Source organism: Ilumatobacter sp., assembly GCF_046290335.1.
Taxonomy (GTDB): Bacteria; Actinomycetota; Acidimicrobiia; order Acidimicrobiales; family Ilumatobacteraceae; genus Ilumatobacter_A.
Genome location: NZ_JBKAGH010000001.1, coordinates 1,231,091 through 1,251,884 on the forward strand (window position 1 = coordinate 1,231,091; position 20,794 = coordinate 1,251,884).

Genomic DNA, 20,794 nt, shown 5'->3' on the forward strand with positions numbered 1-20,794 from the left:
CGCAACACCTCCCCGTGGACGCGACGACGCCGGGTGCCTCCGTCGGTGAGGACGGACGCACCCGGCGTCGGGGAGTGTCGCTCGAGGCCAGCGGTGGCGGGGCGATTCGCCTCGTCGCCGTGGAGCTACGACGTCACCGTGTCAGCTCGCCGAAGCGAACCGAGCAGGTTCAGATGCCGATGCGCTGAGCGAGTTGCTCGCGGTGGTACGTCGGATCACCGAAGAGGAGCTCGGAGCTCTTGGCACGCTTGAAGTACAGGTGCGCCGGGTGCTCCCACGTGAAGCCGATGCCGCCGTGGATCTGGATGTTTTCGGCCGCAGCGTGGAAGTACGCCTCCGAGCAGTAGGCCTTGGCGAGCGACGCCGTCGACGGGAGCTCGTCGTTCATCTCCGACGCGCACCACATGCCGTAGTAGGCAGCCGACTTGGCCGACTCGACCTCGAGGAGCATGTCGGCGCACTTGTGCTTGATCGCCTGGAACGAGCCGATCGGGCGACCGAACTGCACACGAACCTTGGCGTACTCGACCGCCTGCTCGAGCACCATCTGGGCGCCGCCGACCTGCTCGGCGGCGAGGCCGACGGCGATGAGGTCGAGGACGCCGGAGAAGATCTCCCAGCCCTTGCCGTCTTCGCCGATGAGCTTGGCCGGCGTGTTGTCGAAGTCGAGCTTGGCCTGCTTGCGGGTCTGGTCCATCGTCGACAGCGCCGTGCGGGTGAGCCCCGACGCGTCGCCGTCGACGGCGTACAGGCTGGTGCCGGCACCCGACTTGGCGAGCACGAGGATCAGGTTGGCGGTGTGGCCGTCGAGCACGAACGACTTGGTGCCGCTGAGCGTCACGTCGGAGCCCGAACCGCTGGCCTCCATCGTGATGCCCGACTCGTCCCACTTGCCCGAGGGCTCGACGTAGGCGACCGTGGCGATGGTCTCACCGCTGGCGATGCCGGGCAGGTACGCCTGCTTGGCGGCGTCGTCACCGGAGTGGATCAGCGTGTTGGCGGCCATGACGACCGTCGAGAAGAACGGGGCGCACAGCAGCGCACGGCCCATCTCCTCGAGCACGATGCCGAGCTCGACGAAGCCGAAGCCCGATCCACCGAATTCCTCGGGGATCGCGAGGCCCTGCAGACCCATCTGCTCGGCCATCTGCGTCCAGACGTCGGCGTCGTAGCCGTTCTCGGTCTCCATCTGCTCGCGGACGGCTTCCTCGGACGACTTGTTCTCGAGGAAGGCACGGATCGTGGAGCGGAGCTCTTCTTGTTCTTCGGTGAAGGCAAAGTTCATGGAGCAAATCATGGCGAGGTTGCGCACGCCGCGCAAATCTGATTGTGTACTCATGTGTACTCATCTTCGCCGCCGTCGAGACCGTCATCGAGACGTGCGCTGCTCCGACCCGTCACCGACACTGCAGCGGTCGCCACCGACGTTCGTGGGAGCGCCCGGTGAGCGAGGTCCGCAGCGCGGGGGTGCGCGAACTCCGAGCGGAACTCGCCGATGCGGTACGGCGTGCCGGCGCCGGCGAACGCACTGTCATCACGTCGTCAGGACGACCGATCGCGCAACTCGGCCCGCTCGACGCCGACGCGCCCGACCTCGACCGATTGATCGGTTCCGGCGGCGTCATTCCCCCTCGACGGTCGAGCACCTGGCGGCCACCCGACGCCGTGCCCGTGTGGGCCGGAGTCCGAATCGACCAGGTCCTGCGGGAACTGCGCGGATGACCATCGTCCTCGACACCTCCGCACTCCTCGCGCTCGCCGTCGACGCTCGCGAACGTCGAGTCGTTCTCGATGCCCTGGCCAACAGCCTCACCGAGGGACACGTCTGGGCAGCCTCGGCAATGGCGCTCACCGAGGCCCTGCCTGCGATCGATCGCCTCATCGACGAACCGATTCTTCGGCTCGACCTCGAGGACGCAGTCCGCCAGGCCTGGGATCACCTCCACGTCGTTCCCGTCGATCAGCGCTGCCTCGACCGCGCCGCGGCGCTCGCCCGTTCACAACCGGTGCGTCTGAGCGATGCCATCCACTTCGCCGCCGCGGAGCGTCTGCCCGCCCCCATCCGCTTCGTCACCTTCGACCCCGCCCACATGTCGGTCGCGCTCGGCCTCGGCTTCGACGTCGTCACCACCGAATGACCACCCAACGCCGCATCGGCGGGCGGCACCTCGGCGCGAACTCACCGACATGCCAGCGGCATACCAGCGACAGGTCAGGGAGCGGATGGGCCCGCGGGTTCGAGGCGGGCGACGAAATGCAAGCCGTTCTCGAACAGCGGCTTCACGACGCGGGGATACAGATCGAGTTCCTCGGTGCCAGCAGTCTCCACCAGACCGGTCGCCGCCCACACCTCCCGCCACTCGGCGCGCGACAGGTACCGGCCGTCACGCCCGACCCCGAACTGCCGGTTCCCCACCCAGTCCATGAACGACAGCGTGACGCGTTGACGAACCGACTCGTTGCAGTGGTCCTTCACGACGATGCCACCACGCGACACGCGAGCCGCCTCCGACACGACCCGAACCGGATCGGCGGCGTGGTGCAACACATCGACGATCGTGACCCAATCGAAGGAATCGTCGGCAAAGGGCAGGTGGTCGCCGTCGTACAGGCTCATCGGAATCGCGCACGACGCTCGCTCCAGGGTCTCCACCCCCATGACCTGATGGCCGGCCGCGGCGAGATCGGAGCCGATCTCCCCGTTGCCGCATCCGATGTCGAGAATCGTCGACTCGCGCGGGAGCGCTTCGAGCAGCGCAGCAGCCAGCCGAGCTCGACGACGGTCGAACACCAGTGACCGGTGCACCCGCTCGTGAACGGTGGCGGCAATACTCACTCGGAGACTCGCACTCGATCCATGACCGCTGAACCTACCCGCCCGCCCTCCCCGCCCGAGGAGGACCACCCGACATCCGGCTGCGACGCGGCCGCAGACGCGATCGAACTGTCCGTGGTGCTCCCCTGCTTGAACGAGGCCGAAACGCTCGAGACCTGTCTCACCAAAGCAGCAGCGTCAGCAGCGGCCAACGGGATCGCCTTCGAGTTGGTCGTCGCCGACAACGGGAGCACCGACGGATCACAGGACATCGCACGCCGTTGCGGAGCGACCGTGGTCGATGTGCCGATCCGCGGGTACGGCGCCGCGCTCGCCGCTGGCATCGCCGCCGCTCGCGGCACCTTCGTCGTGATGGCAGATGCCGACGACAGCTACGCGCTCGACGACCTCGCCCCCTTCGTCGACGAACTCCGTACCGGGGCCGACCTCGTGATGGGCAATCGGTTCGACGGCGGAATCGAACCCGGCGCGATGCCGTGGCTGCATCGCTACCTCGGCAACCCCGTGCTCTCGTTCGTCGGCCGACGGCTCTTCTCGACGCGGATCGGCGACTTCCACTGCGGTATGCGTGGGTTTCGACGGGCGGCGATCCTCGACCTCGACCTGAAGACGACCGGCATGGAGTTCGCGAGCGAGATGGTCGTGATGGCGTCACTACGCGATCTCGACATCCGCGAGGTCCCCACCACACTGCGGCCCGATGGCCGGAGTCGTCCACCGCACTTGCGCACCTGGCGAGACGGGTGGCGCCACCTCCGCTTCCTCCTCCTCTTCTCGCCTCGCTGGCTGCTCCTGATTCCCGGCCTGCTCGCGATCGCTCTGGGTGTCGTCGGGATGGCGCTGCTGCTCCCCGGACCGCTGCAGGTCGGATCCGTCGAGTTCGACATCCACGCGCTCCTCTATGCGCACCTCGCGCTCGTGCTCGGCGTGCAAGCCGTGTTCCTGGCCGTCTTCGTGCGCGTCTACGCCGCGCGCGCCGGGCTCCTCCCCGAGAACGAACGCGACCAGCGGTGGTTGGAACGGATGCCGCTCGAACGCGTGCTCGTCGCGGGGCTGCTCCTGACCGCCGCCGGCCTCGGCGGATCGGTCTTCGCGGTCGCACGCTGGGGAGCCGAGTCATTCGCCGAACTCGACGCGTCCGAGACCATGCGGATCGTCATCCCGTCGGTGACCGCCGTCGCCATCGGCGCCGAACTCGTCCTGACCAGTTTCGTCATCGGCGTACTGCGCCTCGAACGCCGCTGAGCCAGCAGCCACGTTCACGGCACCCACGCCCCGGGAGCAGGTTCGCCGTCACCAAGGCCGCTGACGCTGGCCGGCTCTCGGAGACGACCGCCACCGACCGGCAATCACCTGATTCTTCCAGCCTCGGCCCGGACACGACCGGGACCTGTGCGTCGGGTCAGCGTGGCGCTCGCTCCGGCATGGTCGCCTCGAGCGGAGCCGCGGTCGACCCGCCGGGCGCATCCGGCTCGCTCGACGCTGCGACCACCGGGGCGAGTCGGACGAGCAGCGCTGCGGCGACGATGCCTGCAACCACGCCGACCGAGCGGTACGTGAAGCCGGCGTGCACCTGCGTGTGATTGCGAAGGATCTCGAACCACACGAACGGGATGACGGTCGGGGCGAGCAACACCAGTCGGTCACCGAGCCGGGCCCGACGCTCGGCGGGCGATCGCCTCACCATCACGGCGATCACGGCGACCGCGATGACGGTCACCACCAACGGAGTGAGGGGGTGGTCGAACCAGGTCGACACAGCGAGTCGTGTCGACCGGAAGAACCCGAGGTCGATGTAGGAGCGCTCTTCGTTCAAGCGGATCTCGACGGCGTCACCGATGTTCGAACGCACGTCGTCGATGCCGTACACCAGCGACGCGAACGCCCACTTCGAACTCCACATCCATGCCCACCCGATGATCCACCCAGCAGTCGAGAGCGCGCCCACGACGGCGAGATCACGCCCGGTTCGGCCCAGCGACGCAGCGAGCAGAACGGAGAACACGAGCAACGCCCACGTCCCAGGCGGCAAGGTCAAGATGTCGAAGTACACGTACGCCGAACCAGCGAACACCGACACCGCGACGACACTCGTCAGATCGGCACGAGTCGTCACGACCCGATGGGCCAGCCACGCGGTGAGGATCGACGTCAGTGCACCGGCGGCGTGTGGCAGGCTGCGCGGCAATTCGAGCAGGTCCGTCGTGAGCACGAATGGCACCAGGAGCCCCACCGCGACCATCGAGCTGTGGTGACGAGCGAGTCGACGTCCGAAGCCGGCGAGCGCCGCGATCATCGCCCAGAAGAAGACCATCCGCGTCGCCGCGACACCGACGGTAGCGACGAGCGGGCGGGTCACGGCCGCATAGCCGTGCCAGTACCGGAAGTACTCGTTCGAGCGCTCGAGACCGTTACCGTCGACGTACCCCTGGATTGCCGGGACAGCGCGACTGCATGCGCCGAGCGTCGGACTGCGCAACGGGGCCGACCACCGCGACGTGCCGATCTCGTCCCCGAGCCCGATCGTCAGACCGATGCAGTCGGTGAAGTAGTCCATCGGACGACCCGACGTCGCCCCGCCGAAGTTGCTGGGGATCAGTTCCTGACGGGCCACGGCAGCGGCGAGTTCGTCGAGGATCAACCGATCGGGCACGAGGTTGGCGATCGACACGAGCAGCAATCCGACGAGCGGGGCGAGGATCAGCACGGCGCACGCGGCCAGCACGACGCCAGATGCTCCGGGCCGGTCGACGACGGATCGGATGCGGCCCACGCCGACAGTGTAGGAAGCGGGGTCGCAGCACGAGCGACAGCTGCCAGACTGGGACGCATGGCAGCTCCCACCAACACCCTGCACTGGTCGAACGCCGACGCCGAGGTCCACAAGGTGGTGGTGGGGCCCTACGAGAACAACGTCTTCGTCGTGCGGTGCAAACGAACCGGTGAGGCCGTGTTGATCGACGCAGCGAACGAACACGAGATGTTGCTCGAACTGTGCCAGGCGCTCGGCGTCACCAGGGTCCTCGAAACACACGGACACTGGGATCACATCCAGGCCGTCCCGGCGATGCGAGAGGCAGGCTACGAGGTCGCCGTCACCAAGCTCGACGCCCCGATGCTCGACGCGGTCGGCTACGACGTGTTCCTCGACGACGCGGAAGTCATCGAGTTCGGCAAGCTCCGGATGAACGCGATCCACAATCCCGGCCACACGCCCGGATCGATCTCGTTCGAACTCGTCGGGACCCCGCTGCTGTTCACCGGTGACACCTTGTTTCCCGGCGGACCGGGCAACACGAAGTCCGAGATCGGCGACTTCGACACGATCATCGACTCGATCACCTCGAAGCTGTTCACGTTCCCGGCCGACACGATCATCCTCCCCGGCCACGGCCTCGATTCGACGATCGGCTCCGAACGTCCCCACCTCGACGAGTGGATCGAACGCGGCTGGTGAACCTCGTTCCACCCCGCCCAACACCTGGGGTCAGACCCCAGGTGTTGAAACCTGCGCCCGGGCCGCGATGAGATACGACGAACGGCCGGCCGACGACACGCCGGTACACACCGCCGACCTGCCGCCGACACCCATCCGAGATCGGAACATCCCGGCGACCGCCTGGGTCGAGGCGCCCGACAGTCTGCTGGCGCTCGGTGACGACCTCCCCGACCGTCCCGTCGCCGAGTACAAGCGACGCATCGGTCCGTGGATCCTCTGGCGGGCAGGACCAGCCAAGGGCGGCGACGCTCGCTACTGGGTGGCTCACGACACCACGGGCGCCGAGTACACGCTGCGACTCTTCCCCGACGGCCGCGCTGAAGGAATCGGGCCGAGCGGCATCACCCACGATCGATTCCGCGCCTGGAAGGAAGACCTCCGCGACGCCGAGTGAGCAGGCGTATGAACCGCCGCACGATTCGCCGAGTAGGTCAGCGACACGGCGTCACGGCCCCCGGCACACGTCTCTGCCCCACACCGTGACGCTCCGCCACGGCGTCGTTCACGCTCCGCCTACGGCGCGTCGGTACCGTAGCCTGCATGCCCCGAGCCACCCCTCTCATCGTGAACGCGGCGATAGCCGTCGTCGCCTGCGCATCATGTTCGTCCTCGACCGACGGCACCGAGGTCGTCTCGTCCGATCCCTCGGTCACCGAAGCTCCCGCCGTCGAGTCGACGTCATCCGAGTCGGACACCACCGACCTTGCCGTGAACGATCCGGTGACCAGCGAGACCGTCGCCACGACACCCGCCGAGGGACCACCCGCCGAGGAGTCATCCGCCGAGGAGCCATCCGCCGAGGAGTCATCCGCCGAGGCACCATCCGCCGAGGCACCGCTCGACACCACGGCGCTCGCGGCGCGACTCGCCGACACCATCGCCGGTCTCGACTTCGAGGAGTCCAGCGCCGTGCTCGACGACTGCCCGAGCGATCAGATCTACCAACTCCTGCTCGACCTCGCGCCGACATCGCTGTTGCAGCGAGCCGACCTCGCGGTCACGCCCGCAGAGGTCGCCGAGTCAGCGAGCGCCTACGAACTCCCGATCAGCGGAACCGCACTCCTCGGCTGCTCGGCAACGAGCGACGAGAACGGCATCGGCATCGACATCGGCCCGGCGCCCAGCAGCGTCGAGAGCTATCTGCGGGAGTTCAACGACCCCACTTCGCGTGACGACCTGGTCTACGACCTGGCACAGGTCGGTACGTTCGCGGGTGGCGAGTTCTTCCACGCTGGCGTCGAGACCAACGACCAGGAGACAGAGTTCTTCTTCACCAGCCGCGAAGTCCTCTGGGTGAACGACGACGTCATGATCTCCGCCTACACCTTCGGCGACGTGATGACGCAGGTCGATCTCGATGCGATGCAGACGGTCCTGGCCGACCGCCTCGGAGATCTCGTCGATGCTGCCCTGATCTGACCCGAACCCGCCGATTCGACGCCGGCTGGCATCGCCCACGATCGATACCGCACCCGGACGAACGACCGCGACACCAGCTGCGACGCAAGTCCCCACGGGGCACGTCAGGCGCAACGTCGAGTGTCTGACACACACCGCGACGCCCGGCGCGTACAGTCGGAGGCGATGATCGACGAGTTCTTTCCCGACGTCGAGGCGATCCGCTACGAGGGCCCCGACTCCGACAACCCGCTCGCCTTCCGGTGGTACGACGCCGACCGGGTCGTGCTCGGCAAGACGATGGCCGAGCACCTTCGGTTCGGCGTCTGCTACTGGCACAGCTTCGCCTGGGACGGCTCCGACATCTTCGGCGCCGGCACCCTCGATCGGCCCTGGAACCCGTCGTCGCGCACCGGCGACGCAACGCTCGACCCGATGGACGCCGCCCAACTGAAGATGGCCGCAGCGTTCGAGTTCTTCGAGAAGCTCGGCGCCCCCTTCTTCTCGTTCCACGATGTCGACATCGCGCCCGCCGGCGCGACGTTCGCCGAGTCGGCCCGCAACCTCGACGAGATGGTCGACCTGGCCGCCGAGCACATGGAGCGCACCGGCACGAAGTTGCTGTGGGGTACCACCAACGCGTTCTCCCATCCTCGGTTCATGGCCGGCGCCGCGACGAATCCGGACCCGGCGATGTTCCAGTACGCGGCCGCGCAGGTCGCGCACTGCATGGCCAAGACTCACCAACTGAACGGCGCCAACTACGTGCTCTGGGGTGGACGCGAGGGCTACGAGACCCTACTCAACACCGACATGCGCCGTGAGCTCGATCAACTCGGTCGCTTCATGAACCTGGTCGTCGAGCACAAATACGCGATCGGCTTCGACGGCACGCTGCTCATCGAACCCAAGCCGATGGAGCCGACGAAGCACCAGTACGACTACGACGTCGCCACGGTCTTCGCCTTCCTGCAGAAGTACGGTCTCGCGGAGGAGATCAAGGTCAACATCGAGGTCAACCACGCCACGCTCTCCGGCCATGACTTCCACCACGAGGTCGCCACCGCGGTCAACGCCGGCATCTTCGGCTCGGTCGATGCCAACGCCGGCGACGACCGACTCGGATGGGACCTCGACCTGTTCCCTCGTTCGGTCGAACAGATGACGCTTGGCATGCTCGAGATCCTGCGCGGCGGAGGATTCACCACTGGCGGGCTGATGTTCGACACGAAGCTGCGTCGTCAGTCGATCGCTCGCGACGACCTCTTCCACGGACACATCGGTGCGATGGACACCATGGCCCGCTCCCTGCTCGCCGCCAGCACCCTGCTCGAAGACCTCGACGCGCAGCGAGACGATCGATACGCCCGCTGGAACGCTCGCCGCGACATCCTCGACGGCGAGGTCAGCCTGCAACGACTCCACGACGCGCAGCTGACCGCTCCGGAGCCCGAGCCGGTGAGCGGCCGCCAGGAGTTGCTCGACCGACTCGTCGCCCGCCACATCGAACGCGCCCGCTGAACGACAGAGTGGGTCAGACCCACTCTGTCGCCTGCGCTGGCAACCGGCTCCGGGTTCCGGACACGACAGAGTGGGTCTGACCCACTCTGTCGCTAGTTCCCGTCGATGGCTTCGCGCACGGCGGCGGCGACCTGGTCGGCGGTGGCGCCCGGGGTCAGGATCTTGGCCACACCGGCCGCCATCAGCGGTTCGACGTCTTGATCCGGCACGATGCCGCCGACGATCACCGGAATGTCGACACCGCGCTCGCGGACCTTCTCCACCACGAGCGGCGCGAGGGTCATGTGCGCGCCCGACAGCATCGACAGCCCGATCGCATCGACGTCCTCGTCGACGGCGGCGGCCGCCACCGTGTCGGGGGTCTGGAACAGCCCGGTGTAGATCACCTCGTAGCCCGCATCACGCAAGATGCGCGCCACGACCTTCACGCCACGATCATGCCCGTCGAGCCCGACCTTTGCCACCAGCACACGTTCGCCTGCCATCACTTGCTCCCATAGTCGTAGAAACCGCGGCCCGTCTTGCGCCCCAACAACCCTGCTTCCACCATCCGCGACAGCATCGCCGGCGACGCGTAGAGGGGCTCTTTGAATTCGTCGTACAGCGACTCGGCGACCGCTGCGGTCGTGTCGAGGCCGATGAGGTCGGCGAGCGCCAACGGCCCCATCGGATGGTTGCACCCTTCGACCATGCCGTTGTCGATGTCTTCGGCCGTGGCGAACCCCGACTCCATCATCCGGATCGCGGACAGGATGTAGGGAATCAGGAGGGCATTCACGACGAACCCGGCGCGGTCTTGGCTCCGGATCACGATCTTGCCGAGCACGTCCTCGGCGAAGCTCTCCGACCGAGCCACCGTCTCTTTCGACGTCATCAGGCTCGTCACCAACTCGACCAGCTTGAGCACCGGCACCGGGTTGAAGAAGTGGATGCCCACGACCTGCTCGGGTCGCTTGGTGGCGATGCCGAGCTTCATGATCGGAATCGAACTCGTGTTGCTCGCAAGGATCGCGTCGTCGGCCTCGATGACCTTGTCGAGGGTCTTGAACACCTCGGTCTTGAGCGGCTCGTCTTCGATGACGGCCTCGATCACGAGTTGGCGGTCGGCCATGTCGCTGAGATCCGTCGTGAACGACAGCTTCGCGATCGTGGCGTCACGCTCGTCCTCCGACATCTTGTTGCGAGCCACAGCCTTGTCGAACGAACCGAGCAGCCGGTTGCGTCCTCGCTCCGCGGAGGCCGCATCGACCTCGCGCACCATGACGTCCATCCCGGCGCGTGCACAGACCTCGGCGATGCCCGCACCCATCTGGCCGCATCCGACCACACCCACTCGCTCGATCGCGCTCATCCATCGGCTCCGTTCATCTCGTCTCGATCCACTCTCATGCTGTGCCAGCATCTCGTGCCGGCATCTCGTGCCAGCATGCTGTCTCGGCATGCTCGCCGTCGCACCGCGGCGTTGCGGCGCCTCAATCGGCTCGGGTGAACGAGACGTCGAGTCGCATCAGACCGCGCAGCATGAAGCTCGGAAAGTACCTGAGCTCGTTGTCGTCCGCCAAGGTGATCGACTCGATGCGGCGCCCGAGTTGTCGGAACACGGTGTTCATCTCGAGGCGGCTGAGCGGAGCGCCGATGCAGAAGTGGATGCCCTTTCCGAACGCCAGGTGCTGCTTCATCAGGCCGTCGCGGTCGGGATCGAACTCGTCGGGATTCGGGAACACCTCCGGATCACGGTTGGCCGCCGAGTAGACGACGACCAGGCGGGCGCCCTTCGGCACCGGGAACCCATCGATCTCGGTGTCGCGCTGGACGATGCGGAACATGCCCTGCGTCGGCGTCGACATCCGCAGCACCTCCTCGGTCACGTTCGGCGCGTAGCCCTCGGGGTCCGCCTTGAGCTTCGCCCACACGTCAGGGTTCTCGGCCAACAAGCGCACCCCCTCGGTCAACGACTTGGTGGTCGTCTCGTTGCCGGCGACGAGCAACTGCTGCACGATCGAGAGCATCTCGGGCATGTCGAGCGACCGCTTGCCGTCCCCCTCGATCGCCGGATGGTCGGGCTCGGACTCGATCCGCGCCTGGACCAGATCGCTCATCAGGTCACCGATCGGCTCCGACCTGCGGCGCTCGAGCTGCTCGGCGAAATAGTGCTGGAACTCGACCTCGCCGGCCAGCGCCTCCAGCCGGCGCTCATCGGAGATCGCCGTGCCGATCGACGCGATCGAGTCGTCGCTCCAACGCTTGAAGTCGGCCAGCTTCTCCGGGGGCACGTTGAGGACGTGCGCGATCGCTTCGATCGGCACCGGCACGTTGAGCGCGTCGACCACGTTGACGACGGTGCCGTCGGTCGGCAGCGCGTCGATGAGACGGTCGACGATCTCGGTGATCGGGCCCTCGAGCTCCTTCATCCGCCGCGGCACGAAGTACGGCGCGACCGTGCCACGAAAACGCGTGTGGTGCGGTGGGTCGATCGTCAGCATCGTCGGCACCTTCGGCCACCCCTGCTTGATCACGTCGTTCATCTTCGCGATCAGGTCGGCGTCGGGCTTCATGCCGGTGGTGCTGAAGTTCGACGAGAAGGTCTCGACGTCGCGAAGGATCGGCACGACCAGGTCGTGGCGAGTGACCAGGTAGATGTCGGTGCCAGGCACGTGGAAGACCGGCGTCTGCTCGCGCATCAGCGCGTAGTACGCGTGCGGACACTGCTGCACCTGGTCGCTGAACAGGTTGAACCCTTCGAGTGTGAGCTCGGGCGCGTCATCGACATCGGTCATGGGGTGATTCTCCCAAGACCCCGACGTCGGCAGCGAGCCGGACGCCGGACCGAGGCGCACCGGCGCCCGGCACGCTCACCCACCACGCGCACACGCACCCGGGCGAACGCATCGAGGCCCAGCTACTGCGTGCGTCGGTTCCCAGTGGGAGTCGACCGCATGCGAAGCTTTCCCGATGCAGCTCTCCCGGCGGATGTTCCTCGCACTCTCGGCCACCTTCACGATCGCCGCCTGCGGCGAGGACGACACCGCCGTCGACAGCGACACCTCCCCCGGCACCACCCCAGACCCCGCACCCACCGAGGCGCCCGCCGACACGACCACCACCCCCACCACCGCGACCACCGCGACCACCGCGACCAGCACGACCGTGCCGGAGGTGGAGCTGGCTGACGACCCGTTCCTGTTCGGCGTCGGCTCTGGCGACCCCGACGCATCGTCGGTGGTGCTGTGGACGCGCCTCGCCGGTGAGTTGCCCACCGACGGCATCGACGTGACGTGGACCTTCGAGCCCGAAGATGGCAGCGAGACCATCGTCGGCACGACGACGACCAGCCCTGCGGTCGGCGGATCCGTACACGCACTCGCCGAACTGCCAGGACCGGGCTCTTTCACCTTCAGCGCGGGCGGCTGGGAGTCGCCGGTCGGCCGAACCGCTCCGATCGACCCGGCCACCGCGGAGTTCCGCTTCGCCACCGCGTCGTGTCAGAACTACCAGTCGGGCCGGTGGGCGGCCCACCGTGACATCGCCGACTGGCAGCCAGACCTCGTGGTGTTCCTCGGCGACTTCATGTACGAAGGGTCGGCAACGGAACTCGGTGAGGGCGTCATCCGGCTGCACGATCCGGGCGAACCGATGGACCTCGACGCCTACCGACGCCGGTACGCGACGTACCTCTCCGACCCGCAGCTCCAGGCGAGTCGCGGCGCAGCGCCGTGGCTCGTGATCTGGGACGACCACGAAGTCGAGAACGACTACGCCGGGCTCAGCTCCGAAGACCGCGTCCCCGAAGCCGAGTTCGCTGCCCGTCGAGCCCAGGCGTACCAAGCTTGGTGGGAGAACACGCCCACGCGTCTCCCCCCGCCGGTGGAACTGGTCGACGACCCGACCGCCCGCTACGAGATCTACCGCGGCCTCGACGTCGGTTCGCTCCTTCGGATCTCGGCGCTCGACGGCCGCCAGTTCCGTGACGATCAGGTCAGCGACGCCATCCTCGAGACCGGTCCGCCGGCAGCTGGGTGGGACGATCCCGACCGGTCGATGCTGGGCGCGGAGCAGGAGGCCTGGGTCGTCGACCGGTTCGCGACCACGACGAGCACCTGGAACTGCCTGGCGCAACAGACCGTGCTCGCCGACGCTCGACTCGGCGAGGTCGGCGCGATCCTCAACTACGACCAGTGGGACGGATACGCCGCAGCTCGCCAGCGTCTGCTCGACGCTGCACCCGGCAACTTCGTCGTCGTCACGGGCGACATCCACCTCGCCGGGGTCGCTGAGCTCGGACCAGCCGACGACCGACTCGGAGTCGAGTTCATCACCACGGCGATCTCGTCGACAGCGAACGTCGACCCCGAGCTGGCACCGGTACTCCTCGCGCTCCCCAACATCTTCGACGGCGAACTCGTGTTCCGCGGCTACACGCGCCACACCGTGACGCCAGCCGCCTGGTCGGCCGAGTTCCGCCAGGTCGTCGACGTCTCCGATGCCGACTCCGAAGTTCGCACCTGGAAGACCTTCACCGTCGACGCCGACTCCACCACCATCACCCCGGCCTGACCAGAACCTCGCGCCGCACGCGAATGTGCCCCGGTGCCAGGCACCGGGGCACATTCGGAATCGGACGTCAGGGTCGGATCAGAGCTGCAGGGACTTCGTCTGCAAGAACTCGTCGATGCCGTACACACCATTTTCGCGGCCGTAGCCGGACTGCTTGTACCCGCCGAACGGGGCGGCGATGTTGAAGCTGCCGCCGTTGACATCGACCGCACCGGTACGCATACGACGGGCCACCGAGAGCGCACGGTCCTGATCGCCCGACCAGACGCCACCCGACAAGCCGTAGAGGCTGTCGTTGGCGATGCGAACCGCATCGTCGTCATCGTCGTAGCCGATGATCGACAGCACGGGTCCGAAGATCTCCTCCTGGGCCACCGTCATGTCGTTGGTGACGTTGGCGAGCACCGTCGGCTTGACGAAGTAGCCGGTCTCGCGACCCTCTGGCTTGCCGAGTCCGCCCGCAGCGACGACAGCACCCTCGTCGATTCCCTGCTGAATGTAGCTCTGCACGCGATCCCACTGCGACTGGCTGATCAGCGGGCCGAGATGCATGCCTTCCTCCGTCGGCGCGCCGACCTGGGTGGCTTCCGCGGCAGCGGCGGCGATCTGGACCGCTTCGTCGTAGCGACTGTTCGGCACGAGCATCCGGGTGTGGGCCGTGCAGGTCTGACCCGAGTTCAGGTAGCAGGCGAACAAGCCCTTCGGGATGACCTGAGCGAAGTCGGCGTCGTCGAGGATGATGTTGGCCGACTTGCCACCGAGTTCGAGCGCCACACGCTTGACGGTCTGCGAGGCCACCTCTGCCACACGCTTGCCGGCCCTGGTCGAGCCCGTGAAGCTCACCATGTCGACGTCGGGATGCGCAGCGATCGCCTCGCCCACGACCGGCCCCGTTCCGGTGACGAGGTTGAACACACCGGCAGGCAGCCCGACCTCGTGCACGATCTCGGCGAGGATGAACGCATTGAGCGGCGCCACCTCGGACGGCTTCAGCACGATCGTGCATCCGGCGGCCAGCGCACCGCCGACCTTGCAGATGATCTGGTGCAGCGGATAGTTCCACGGCGTGATGGCCCCGACGACGCCGACGGGCTCCTTCACGACCAGGCTGTTGTTGATCTTCTCCTCGAACTCGAACGAGTCGAGCAAGGTGGCGAAGGTCTGCATGTTGCCGGCGGGCAACCCGGCCTGGATCATCGTCGACCACGTGATCGGCATGCCGACCTCACCCGCGATCGTCTGGGCGATCTCGGCCGAACGGGCCTGCAGCGCTTCGTTCAGTCGAACCAGGTATTTCTGACGCTCCTCGACCGGGGTCTGCGACCAGCCGTCGAACGCAGCCTTCGCGGCCGCAACGGCCTTGTCGACATCGCTCGCCGCTCCGTCGGGGATCGAGCCCATGACCTCTTCGGTGCCGGCATTGATGACCTCGATCGAGCCGTTGCCGTCAGAGGGAACCCACGCCCCGTCGATGTAGATGTTGGTGTAGTCACGCATACATCGAGTCTGACAGACCGCGCACCCCCCGACACCACCAGGCACCAGGCACCAGGTCGAGGGCCGCACTCACACTGTCCGACCAGAGGTCGCCGAGATGGCGTCGCTACCGTCTCGGCCATGACAGCTCGATACGAGAACAAGGTCGCCGTGATCACCGGCGGGGCGAGCGGGTTGGGCGAAGCGACCGCCCAGCTGCTGGTTGCGGAGGGTGGCAGCGTCGTCATCGCCGACTACGGCGAGGCACGCGGGCGCGCGGTCGCGGAATCCCTCGGCGACGCAGCGGTGTTCGCCAAGTGCGACGTCACCGACGAGGCCGACGTCGCCGCCGCGTTCGACCTCGGTGTCTCGACGTTCGGCCGCATGGACGGAGCCTTCGCCAACGCCGGGATCGTCGGCGTCGTCGGGCCGATCAGCGCCACGCCGATGGAGGATTTCGACCGCACCATGGCGGTGCTCGTCCGGGGAGTCTTCGCCACGACCAAGCACGCCGCCCGCACGATGAGCGCTGCCGGCAACGGCGGGTCGATCGCGATGACGTCATCGATCGCCGGCGTCCAGGGCGGACTCGGGCCACACGCCTATGCGATGGCCAAGGCGAGCGTGATCGGACTCGCCCGGTCGGCAGCCGCCGAACTCCAGGCCGACCGGATCCGCGTCAATGCGATCGCTCCCGGCACGATCCCGACCGGGATGACGGCGCACGTGATGACCGGCGACCCCGACAACGTCGACGCTCTGGTCAACCGCGTCGACAAGGCGCCCCTACTCGGCCGCACCAGCAGTGCGCACGACATCGCCGAGGCCGTGCTGTTCTTCTTCTCCGACGCGGGAAGCTGGATCACCGGGCAGACCCTCGTCGTCGACGGCGGCCAAACCGGTGCGCCACCCATGTCGGCCACCTGGGACAGCACCAAGATGGTCATCGCCCGCTGACCGCGCCGGCGATGAGCATCGTCCCGTCACCGCAGGATGTCGCTCATCGCGACTGCCAGCCATATCGGCGTGATGAGCATGGTCCGGTCCCGGCAAGATGATGCTCATCGCGTGGGCGTCACGGTTCAGGTGTCGAGGAGTTCTTCGGCGCGGTCGATGCTGGTCACGATGCGGTCGAACAGCGCCGGCATGTCGACCCCCTCGGTCGACTTCATCCCGAGCCGGTACCGGGCGTACACCCCGTGGATGATGCACGCCGTCTTGAACGAGTTGAAGCTGCGGTAATACCCGAGGTTCGACAGGTCAGCGCCGGTCCGCTCCGCGTAGTACCCGACCAGATCGTCACGCGACGCGAATCCGGGGAGCGCGGTCGGTGCAGTAGCGGCAGCCAACGGCGAGTCGGACGCCTCGGACCACGCGTTGAGGGCGTACGCGAAGTCGGCCAGCGGATCACCCAGAGTCCCGATCTCCCAATCGAGCACCGCAGTGATCGCCCCCGATTCGTCGACCATCACGTTGTGGACCCCGTAATCGCCGTGCACGACGCGAGCTGGGCCCTGCTCGGGCAGGTTCGCGACGAGATGATCGTGGAGCGCGTGCAGCCGGGGCGAGTCGTAGTCGGCAGCCTCGGCCGAGGCCGTCCACGACCCGTACCACGTCTTGATCTGGCGTGCGACGTAGCCGTCGTGGCGACCCAGATCGCCGAGCCCGACCTCGACGGGATCGACCGCGTGGAGATGCGCGAGCACCGCCATGAACGACTCGCCGACGCGTCCTCGGGCCGCGAGGTCGAGACGCGGTTCGGTCTGCTCGGCGGTGTACAACGCTTCTCCACCGACCTTGCCCATCACGTAGAAGTGGGCGTCGCACACCTCGCGGTCGTCGCAATAGCCGAGAGGACGAGCGACCGGTACCCCCACGGGATACAGCGCGTCGATGATGCGGAACTCGCGGAACATGTCGTGCGCCTTGGGCAGCAGTTCGCCCTGCGGCGGGCGCCGAATGACCGCCTGCGCGCCGACCGAGTCGGTCAACTCGTAGGTCAAGTTCGAATGGCCGCCTTCGAGGCGCCGCCACACACACGGCGGTTGCAGATCGGTGTGCTCCCCGATCCACGTCTCGACTCGCTCGACCTCGAACCCCACCACGTCGCTCATGGCGACATCTTCGCGCCCTGACCGACTCGGACCCGCTATCGACGACGGTCAGCGGTGCGCTCGGTACCAGGCGATCAGCGCGTTGGTCGCCGCATCGTGCGCGTCGGGCGTCGGTTCGCCGACCAGTTCGGGAGTGATCTGGTTCGCGAGTTCCTTGCCCAGTTCCACACCCCACTGGTCGTAGCTGTTGACACCCCACACCGTGCCCTGAACGTGCACGACGTGCTCGTAGAGCGCGATCAACTGGCCGAGCACCGACGGGGTCAACCGCTCGGCGAGGATGACGGTGTTAGGTCGGTTGCCCTCGAAGTTGCGGTGCGGTTCCGCTTCGTTCGAACGCCCGAATGCGAGCGCTTCGGACTGCGCGAAGAGGTTCGCCATCAGGAGATCGTGATGCTCCTGATCGCCGTGCTCTGCCCGAGCGACGCCGATGAAGTCGCACGGGATGATGCGCGTGCCCTGATGAATCAGTTGGTAGAACGCGTGCTGACCGTTGGTGCCTGGCTCGCCCCAGATGATCGGCCCCGTGTGATGACCGACTCGCTCTCCGTCGAGATCGACCGACTTGCCGTTCGATTCCATGTCGAGTTGCTGAAGATAGGCCGGGAACCGTGCAAGATCGTTCGAGTACGGCAGCACCGCCTTGGTGTCGTACCCCAGCCCGTTCGCATACCAGACGCCGAGCATCGCGAGCAGCACCGGAGCGTTGTCGCGCAGCGGCGCCGTGCGGAAGTGCTCGTCGATCGTGTGGAAGCCGGCGAGGAATTCGCTGAACGCCTCCGGTCCGATCGCGATCATCAACGACAACCCGATCGCCGAGTCGACGGAGTATCGACCGCCGACCCAGTCCCAGAACCCGAACATGTTCGCCGTGTCGATCCCGAACTCGGCCACGCGCTCCTCGTTGGTCGATACGGCCACGAAGTGATCGACGACGGCATCCTCACCGAGCGCATCGACGAGCCACGCTCGCGCGGTTCGAGCATTGGTCAGCGTCTCGATCGTTCCGAAGGTCTTGGAGGCGACCACGAACAGTGTGGTGGCCGGGTCGGAGTCGGCCAGCACCGCTTCGATGTCCGCACCGTCGACGTTCGACACGAACGAACAGCGGATCCGTTCGTGACGAAAGGGTCGGAGCGCCTCGTACGCCATCGCCGGGCCGAGATCGGACCCACCGATCCCGATGTTGACGACATGGTCGATCGGACCGCTGGCTCGAACGCGACGGGCGAAATCCGCCAGTGCGTCGAGCACCGCGTGCACCTCGGGCACGACATCATGGCCGTCGACGACGAACGACGACGTGTGCGGCATGCGCAGCGCGACGTGTCCGACCGCTCGGTCTTCGGTGACGTTGATGCGCTCTCCGGCGAACATCGCGTCGCGTCGCCGCTCCACGCCAGCGCGTTCCGCGAGTCCGAGCAGCGCGTCGAGGGTCACATCGTCGACCGACGCTTTCGACCAGTCGATGCGCAGATCTCCGGCGTGCGTCACGTACCGCTGCGCCCGGGTCGGGTCCTGCTCGAACAGGTCGCGCAGATGTGCCGGACGGGGAAGGTCGGAGAGGTCGTCGAGCGGCGTCATCACCGCCTGACCGTACCCGTCGAGCAACCTCGCTGCCGCCCGGTCGAGGAAGACGATCGTGTCGCTGTCGGACACCGAGTTGATCGGCAACGACGGATCGCGGTCGGCCAGCCACCGCCGAACCACCTCCGCCTTGCCTGCTCCGGTGGCGAGGACGATCCGGGTCCGAGCACCGTTGATCACGGTCGGGCCGAGCGTCATCCGTCGGCAGCCGTTGAACGTGTCGACGAGTGCCACGGGCGTATCGGACCGCACGACCCCGGCGTCGAGGTGCGGCTCGGGCGGCCACGACGCCGTATGGCCATCGTCGCCGACTCCGAGGTGGACGACGTCGATCGGCGTCGGCAGCATCGTCGCATACTCGCCTGCTGCCTCGTCGAGGTCGAGCGCTGTGACGGGCATCGGATGAGCCTCGACCGGAAGTATCGACAGCTGGTTCGCGTTGCGTGCCTCGTGTCCGTCCGGAGCGATGCGCTCGTCGACCTGAACGACCGTCGCCGACGACCACGGCACGTCGGCCTCGTCGGCCAACGCGGCGAACAGCGGCGGAGCGGTGCTCCCCCCGCTCACGGCGAGCGACGCTGTCGAACGAGCTGCTGCGGCCGACGTCAGGCGCGTCGCGATCGCCGCCGCGGCCGCACGCGCTGCGTCGTCGGGTCCGTCGCAGATCACCACATCCACGCCACCGAGCGTAGAACATGACGACAGCCCGCTCTCCCGCAACCCGCCCACCCCCGATCTCGACCCCGATTCGCCAGCGCCTGGCACAAAACGGGGTCGAGATCGAGAATCGGCGGCGCGAATCAGGGTCGAGATCGGGGGTGGGCGCGGCGTAGCGTGGGCGGGTGACATCGACCGGGCGCGCACCCGACCTCGCCCAGACGCCACCGCTCGACACGCCCATCGGTGTGTCGGTGACCCGCGGCGTACAGGTCGGTGTCGCCGCCTACCTGATCTGGGGGCTGCTGACCATCTACTGGAAGCAGCTGACGGCGTTCGAGGCCGCCGAGCTGATCGGCTGGCGAATGCTGTTCGCGGCCGTCGTGATGGGAGTCATCGTCACCGTCCGAGGCACGTGGCCGAAGATCTACGCAGCATTTCGTGACGCGAGGACGCTGATGCGCCTCGTCCTCGCCGCACTCCTCCTGACTGCCAACTGGGGCAGTTACGTGTGGGCCGTCGTCAACGACCGCGTGATCGAAACGGCCCTCGGCTACTTCATGGCACCGCTCGCGACGATGGCGATCGGGGTGTTCGTCCTGCGCGAGACGCCCTCGCTCGCGCAGCGAGTCGCGTTCGGACTCGCATCGGTCGCGGTGGTCGTGCTCACGCTCTCCTACGGCCGTCCGCCCTGGGTCGCGATCATCCTCGCCGGTACGTGGAGCTTCTACGGGTTGACCAAGCGGCGGATCAGCCTCGATGCCGTCGACAGTCTCGCCGGGGAGACGTTCGTCCTGCTCGCCCCCGCCATCGTGCTGTTGTTCGCGATCAGTGGGCGCAGCACCAGTGCCGTGTCCAGCGCCGACGGCGGTGACTGGATGTTCATCGCCGGCACCGGCATCATCACGGCCGTGCCGCTGATGCTGTTCGCGTCGGCGGCGAAGGCGATTCCGTTCACGCTGCTGGGCCCGCTGAACCTCATCGTTCCGGTGATCAACTTCGGGCTGGGCTGGCTCTTCTACGACGAGTCGATGCCGGCCGACCGCATCGTGGGCTTTTCGTTCGTCTGGGTGGCGCTGCTGGTCGTGATGTGGGATCGAGTCGATGCGGCCAAACAGGCGCGCATTTCGATTCCGACGTGACTAGTCTGCG

The 20,794-nt window shown here is 67.1% G+C and carries 19 protein-coding genes and 1 pseudogene; 10 read left to right on the top strand and 10 right to left on the bottom strand.

Features of this window, described 5'->3' with window-relative positions; genetic code table 11:
* Positions 1 to 169: 169 nt before the first annotated feature.
* Positions 170 to 1,285 carry an acyl-CoA dehydrogenase family protein gene (locus ACE37B_RS05535; protein WP_409922280.1) on the bottom strand — a complete coding sequence of 372 codons (1,116 nt, stop codon included), beginning with the start codon at positions 1,283 to 1,285 and terminating at the stop codon, positions 170 to 172.
* A 158-nt stretch (positions 1,286 to 1,443) separates the two neighbouring features.
* Between ACE37B_RS05535 and ACE37B_RS05540 the strand changes: the two genes are divergently transcribed.
* Together ACE37B_RS05540 and ACE37B_RS05545 are read left to right on the top strand one after the other, a co-directional pair.
* Positions 1,444 to 1,722, top strand: a complete 279-nt coding sequence (locus ACE37B_RS05540) for a type II toxin-antitoxin system Phd/YefM family antitoxin (protein ID WP_409922281.1) — start codon at positions 1,444 to 1,446, stop codon at positions 1,720 to 1,722.
* Positions 1,719 to 2,138, top strand: a complete 420-nt coding sequence (locus ACE37B_RS05545) for a type II toxin-antitoxin system VapC family toxin (protein WP_409922282.1) — start codon at positions 1,719 to 1,721, stop codon at positions 2,136 to 2,138. The genes ACE37B_RS05540 and ACE37B_RS05545 overlap by 4 nt, the downstream gene beginning before the upstream one ends.
* A 74-nt stretch (positions 2,139 to 2,212) precedes the next feature.
* Here the strand turns inward: ACE37B_RS05545 and ACE37B_RS05550 are convergent, their stop codons facing one another.
* A complete protein-coding gene (locus ACE37B_RS05550) occupies positions 2,213 to 2,836 on the bottom strand; it encodes a class I SAM-dependent methyltransferase (RefSeq protein WP_409922283.1) in 624 nt (207 codons plus the stop codon).
* A gap of 21 nt (positions 2,837 to 2,857) precedes the next feature.
* Between ACE37B_RS05550 and ACE37B_RS05555 the strand changes: the two genes are divergently transcribed.
* Positions 2,858 to 4,081 (top strand): glycosyltransferase family 2 protein, encoded by a 1,224-nt coding sequence (locus ACE37B_RS05555; protein ID WP_409922284.1) that lies wholly within the window; start codon positions 2,858 to 2,860, stop codon positions 4,079 to 4,081.
* Between the two features lie 157 nt (positions 4,082 to 4,238).
* Here the strand turns inward: ACE37B_RS05555 and ACE37B_RS05560 are convergent, their stop codons facing one another.
* Positions 4,239 to 5,609 carry a hypothetical protein gene (locus tag ACE37B_RS05560; RefSeq protein ID WP_409922285.1) on the bottom strand — a complete coding sequence of 457 codons (1,371 nt, stop codon included), beginning with the start codon at positions 5,607 to 5,609 and terminating at the stop codon, positions 4,239 to 4,241.
* A 57-nt stretch (positions 5,610 to 5,666) separates the two neighbouring features.
* Here ACE37B_RS05560 and ACE37B_RS05565 point away from each other — a divergent pair, with 57 nt between their 5' ends.
* The 4 genes from ACE37B_RS05565 to xylA all read left to right on the top strand — a co-directional run bounded on the left by ACE37B_RS05565 (position 5,667) and on the right by xylA (position 9,254).
* Positions 5,667 to 6,293: an MBL fold metallo-hydrolase gene (locus ACE37B_RS05565; protein ID WP_409922286.1), complete on the top strand. Its 627-nt coding sequence runs from the start codon at positions 5,667 to 5,669 to the stop codon at positions 6,291 to 6,293.
* Between the two features lie 67 nt (positions 6,294 to 6,360).
* The gene (locus ACE37B_RS05570) at positions 6,361 to 6,729 is read left to right on the top strand and encodes a hypothetical protein (protein WP_409922287.1); all 369 of its coding nucleotides are present in this window, start codon (positions 6,361 to 6,363) and stop codon (positions 6,727 to 6,729) included.
* A 146-nt stretch (positions 6,730 to 6,875) separates the two neighbouring features.
* The gene (locus tag ACE37B_RS05575; RefSeq protein WP_409922288.1) at positions 6,876 to 7,754 is read left to right on the top strand and encodes a hypothetical protein; all 879 of its coding nucleotides are present in this window, start codon (positions 6,876 to 6,878) and stop codon (positions 7,752 to 7,754) included.
* A gap of 165 nt (positions 7,755 to 7,919) precedes the next feature.
* Positions 7,920 to 9,254, top strand: coding sequence for a xylose isomerase (gene xylA / locus ACE37B_RS05580; RefSeq protein ID WP_409922289.1), 1,335 nt, complete (start codon positions 7,920 to 7,922; stop codon positions 9,252 to 9,254).
* 92 nt (positions 9,255 to 9,346) lie between these two features.
* Here the strand turns inward: xylA and ACE37B_RS05585 are convergent, their stop codons facing one another.
* From ACE37B_RS05585 to ACE37B_RS05595, 3 genes are all read right to left on the bottom strand, one after another.
* Positions 9,347 to 9,739: a cobalamin B12-binding domain-containing protein gene (locus tag ACE37B_RS05585; protein WP_409922290.1), complete on the bottom strand. Its 393-nt coding sequence runs from the start codon at positions 9,737 to 9,739 to the stop codon at positions 9,347 to 9,349.
* The gene (locus ACE37B_RS05590; RefSeq protein WP_409922291.1) at positions 9,739 to 10,605 is read right to left on the bottom strand and encodes a 3-hydroxybutyryl-CoA dehydrogenase; all 867 of its coding nucleotides are present in this window, start codon (positions 10,603 to 10,605) and stop codon (positions 9,739 to 9,741) included. The genes ACE37B_RS05585 and ACE37B_RS05590 overlap by 1 nt, the downstream gene beginning before the upstream one ends.
* 121 nt (positions 10,606 to 10,726) lie before the next feature.
* A complete protein-coding gene (locus ACE37B_RS05595) occupies positions 10,727 to 12,031 on the bottom strand; it encodes a cytochrome P450 (RefSeq protein ID WP_409922292.1) in 1,305 nt (434 codons plus the stop codon).
* Between the two features lie 175 nt (positions 12,032 to 12,206).
* Here ACE37B_RS05595 and ACE37B_RS05600 point away from each other — a divergent pair, with 175 nt between their 5' ends.
* Positions 12,207 to 13,808 carry an alkaline phosphatase D family protein gene (locus tag ACE37B_RS05600; RefSeq protein WP_409922293.1) on the top strand — a complete coding sequence of 534 codons (1,602 nt, stop codon included), beginning with the start codon at positions 12,207 to 12,209 and terminating at the stop codon, positions 13,806 to 13,808.
* A gap of 78 nt (positions 13,809 to 13,886) precedes the next feature.
* Here the strand turns inward: ACE37B_RS05600 and ACE37B_RS05605 are convergent, their stop codons facing one another.
* Entirely contained in the window at positions 13,887 to 15,305 is a 1,419-nt protein-coding gene (locus ACE37B_RS05605; RefSeq protein WP_409922294.1) for an aldehyde dehydrogenase family protein, read from the bottom strand.
* A gap of 120 nt (positions 15,306 to 15,425) precedes the next feature.
* Between ACE37B_RS05605 and ACE37B_RS05610 the strand changes: the two genes are divergently transcribed.
* A complete protein-coding gene (locus tag ACE37B_RS05610) occupies positions 15,426 to 16,241 on the top strand; it encodes an SDR family NAD(P)-dependent oxidoreductase (RefSeq protein ID WP_409922295.1) in 816 nt (271 codons plus the stop codon).
* Between the two features lie 125 nt (positions 16,242 to 16,366).
* Here the strand turns inward: ACE37B_RS05610 and ACE37B_RS05615 are convergent, their stop codons facing one another.
* The 3 genes and pseudogenes from ACE37B_RS05615 to ACE37B_RS05625 all read right to left on the bottom strand — a co-directional run.
* Positions 16,367 to 17,398 (bottom strand): phosphotransferase family protein, encoded by a 1,032-nt coding sequence (locus ACE37B_RS05615; protein ID WP_409922296.1) that lies wholly within the window; start codon positions 17,396 to 17,398, stop codon positions 16,367 to 16,369.
* A gap of 48 nt (positions 17,399 to 17,446) precedes the next feature.
* Positions 17,447 to 18,982 (bottom strand): glucose-6-phosphate isomerase, encoded by a 1,536-nt coding sequence (pgi, locus tag ACE37B_RS05620; protein ID WP_409922893.1) that lies wholly within the window; start codon positions 18,980 to 18,982, stop codon positions 17,447 to 17,449.
* A 78-nt stretch (positions 18,983 to 19,060) separates the two neighbouring features.
* Positions 19,061 to 19,834 (bottom strand): annotated as a pseudogene (locus tag ACE37B_RS05625) (6-phosphogluconolactonase); the annotation flags it as partial.
* On the opposite strand from ACE37B_RS05625, the gene rarD reads away from it, so the two are divergent.
* The gene (gene rarD / locus ACE37B_RS05630; protein WP_409922297.1) at positions 19,828 to 20,784 is read left to right on the top strand and encodes an EamA family transporter RarD; all 957 of its coding nucleotides are present in this window, start codon (positions 19,828 to 19,830) and stop codon (positions 20,782 to 20,784) included. The pseudogene ACE37B_RS05625 and the gene rarD sit on opposite strands and share 7 nt — an antisense overlap.
* Positions 20,785 to 20,794 lie beyond the last annotated feature (10 nt).